The following is a 3,538-nucleotide window of genomic DNA, read 5'->3' on the forward strand; positions in this document are numbered from 1 at the left end:
GGGGTGGGGTATTGGCGGCGGGCGGGGTTGACGTCGTCGCGGTTTGTGGCGTGTCCGTTCGGCGGCGCGGGAATACGGATGTATCGCACCGGGGATTTGGTGTGGTGGGGTGCTGATGGGCGGCTGCGTTATGTGGGGCGCGCTGATGAGCAGGTCAAAATCCGCGGCTACCGCATCGAACTCGGCGAAATCCAGGCAGCGCTGGCCGAGTCGGCCGGCGTCAAGCAGGCGGTAGTCATCGCCCGCGAGGCCACGTCCGCCCCGAATGAGGGTGCGGCGGTGACCGACAAGCTGTTGGTGGGCTATGTCGTGCTGGATCAGGAGATGATGCTGGTCCGGGAGCCGGCGCGCGAAGTGGAGCTCGTTGAGCAGTGGCAGGGAGTATATGACGGCCTTTACTCGGGGTTGACGTTCACCGCTGGCGCGTCCGCGGTGTTGGGGGAGGATTTCGGGGGGTGGAACAGTAGCTATACCGGGGCGCCGATCCCGCTCGAGGAGATGCGGGAATGGCGTGCGGCTGCGGTGGATCGGATCCGGGGGTTGGGGCCCGGGCGGGTGCTGGAGATCGGGGTGGGCTCGGGGCTGTTGCTTGCACACTTGGCCCCGGTGTGTGTCGAGTATTGGGGCACAGACTTCTCCGCGCCGGCGATCCAGACCCTGCAGGCGGCGGTGGCTCACGAGCCGTGGGGTGATCGGGTGCGGTTGCGGGTCCAGCCCGCGGATGTGGCCGAGGGGCTGCCGGAGGCGCATTTCGATGTGGTGGTGCTCAACTCGGTGGTCCAGTACTTCCCGAGTGCGGGGTATCTGCTGGACGTGCTGGCGACGGCGATGCGGCTACTGGCACCTGGCGGGGCGTTGTTTATCGGTGACGTGCGCAACCTGTCGTTGTTGCGCGCGTTCACCACCGGGGTGATGTGCGCCGACGCTAGCGGTGCTGAGGACACGGCCGCGGTGGTAGGTGAGCGGGTGCGCCGGGAAATGCTTACGGAGCAGGAACTGCTGTTGGCACCGGAGTTCTTTGCGGCTTTGCCGCAGCACCTTCCCGATATCGCCGCGGTGGAGGTGCAGCTCAAGCGGATGTGCGCAGTCAACGAACTCAGCGGTTACCGATATGAGGTGATACTGCGTAAGGCACCGGTACCGGTTCGGTCCCTTGCACACCTACCGTCCGAACCGTGGCAGCGATTCGGGAGCCTCGCCAGGCTGCGCGCATATCTCCAGGCACAGCAGCTGTCGGGCCTGCGTGTCACCGGGGTGCCGCATGGCGGGATATGGCCCGACGTGGAGTTAGCGCGGGCGCTGGCCCAGGCCGGCGCTCGGGTGCCCGTAGGCGAGTTGCGTGCCGGCATCTTCGCCCCCGATGCGGTGTTGCCGTACCAGTGTCAGCTGCTGGGGCAGGAACTGGGATACGCCACAGCGGTGACTTGGTCGCCGACCGCCGGTCTGGTGGACCTCATCTACACCCACGCCACCAAACCGTCTAGTGACTACCCGCTCCCAGCACTGTCGGATCTATACCTGCCCACCACGCAGGTCGGTTCCCTCGCCGGGTATGTCAACGACCCGTCGGTGATCGAACGAGTGGCGAAGCTGCGCAGCTTTGTCGCCACCCGATTGCCGGAGTTCATGGTGCCCGCGGCGATCATGGTGGTGGAGTCGCTGCCGTTGACGATCAACGGCAAACTTGATCGGCAAGTGTTGCCGGCCCCGGAGTTTTTCAGTGCGGTGGCGTATCGGGCGCCGCGTAATCGACGCGAACGGGTGTTGGTCGCACTATTCGGCGAGGTTCTCGGGCTGACGCGGGTCGGCATCGATGACGGGTTTTTCGACCTGGGTGGACATTCATTGTTGGCGACGCGCCTGGTGGCGCGGGTGCGCGCTGAACTGGGTGTCGAGGTCCCGATCGGGGCGTTGTTTGACGCGCCTACCGTGGCCGGGTTGGTCGAATGGATAAGCGCACATGCCCGCGAACCGGCCGAGGCAGCGTTGACGCCGTCGCCGCGTCCCGCTGTGGTTCCGTTGTCATTTGCGCAGAGCCGGTTGTGGTTCCTGGACCAGTTGCAGGGGCTCTCACCGGTCTACAACATGGCCGTGGCATTGCGACTGGTCGGTTGCCTTGATACCGATGCGCTGGGTGCCGCACTGGCCGATGTGGTGGGCCGTCACGAAAGTTTGCGTACGGTGTTCTTGGCCGTCGATGGGGTACCGCAGCAGCGGATCATTGCCGCCGACGAGGCGGACTTTGGCTGGGGCATCATCGACGCAGCCCGATGGTCGGCGACCCAGCTTGAGGACGCCGTCGGTGTGGCCGCAAGGTATACGTTCGACCTGGCCGCCGAAATCCCCTTCCGCGCAACACTTTTCACCGTTGCCGACCAGGAGCATGTGCTGGCGCTAACCATGCACCACATCGCTTTTGATGGGTGGTCGCTGACGCCGATGTTTCGTGATCTGGGCTTTGCTTATCGGGCTCGGTGTGCGGGTCGGGTTCCGCGGTGGGCGCCGTTGGTGGTGCAGTATGTGGATTACACGTTGTGGCAGCGTGCGCAGTTTGGTGATCTGGCTGATAGTCGTAGCCGGATTGCTGCTCAGCTGGCTTACTGGGAGCGGGCCCTTGCCGGAATGCCCGAGCGGCTGATGCTTCCTACTGATCGGCCCTATCCGCCGGTGGCCGATTATCGGGGTGCTGTGGTGGCGGTGGGGTGGCCGGCTGAGTTGCAGCGGCGGGTTGCCCGGGTGGCGCGTGAGCATAATGCGACCAGTTTCATGGTGATGCAGGCGGCTCTGGCGGTGCTGCTGGGGAAGGTCAGTGCCAGTGCCGATGTGGCGGTGGGGTTTACGATCGCGGGGCGGCGTGATCCGGCGCTTGATGAGTTGGTGGGTTTTTTCGTCAACACGTTGGTGTTGCGGGTCGATCTGGCCGGTGATCCTAGTGTTGCGGAGTTGTTGGCTCAGGTGCGAGAGCGCAGTCTGGCCGCTTATGAGCATCAGGATGTGCCCTTTGAGGTGCTGGTGGAGCGGCTCAATCCGGCGCGGTCGCTGACTTATCAGCCGTTGGTTCAGGTGATGTTTACGTGGGCCAATTTTCCTGGGCAGGACAATGATCCGGCGACCGTCGGGCTGGTTTTGGATGATTTGCAGGTTACGCCGCTGCCGGTGGGTACTCGTACCGCCCGCATGGATTTGCTGTTTGTTCTGGGTGAGCGTTGGACCGAGGCTGGTGAGCCCGCCGGGATCGGTGGGACGGTGGAATTTCGCACTGATGTGTTCGACGCGGCGAGCGTCGAGGTGTTCATTGAGCGGTGGCGGCGGGTGTTGGTGGCCATGACCGCTGATCCGGCTCGGCGGTTGTCGTCGGTGGATGTGCTCGATGGCGGTGAGCATGCGCGCTTGGCTGGGTGGGGGAATTGGGCGGTGTTGGCTGGGCCGGTGTCGTCGTCGGTGTCGATTCCGGTGGCCTTTGCTGCGCAGGTGGCGCGGGCCCCGGATGCGGTGGCGGTGACTTTCGAGGGTTTGTCGGTGACGTATCGGGAGTTGG

Annotated in this window: 1 protein-coding gene; it reads left to right on the top strand. The window is 64.6% G+C overall.

Annotation, left to right across the window (positions count from 1 at the left end; translation table 11 throughout):
- Nucleotides 1-3,538, top strand: a 3,538-nt coding sequence (locus CDN38_RS28480; protein ID WP_142361420.1) for a condensation domain-containing protein, incomplete at both ends; no start/stop codon positions are given.

The sequence above is a fragment of the Mycobacterium ostraviense genome, assembly GCF_002705925.1.
GTDB classification, from domain to species: Bacteria; Actinomycetota; Actinomycetes; order Mycobacteriales; family Mycobacteriaceae; genus Mycobacterium; species Mycobacterium ostraviense.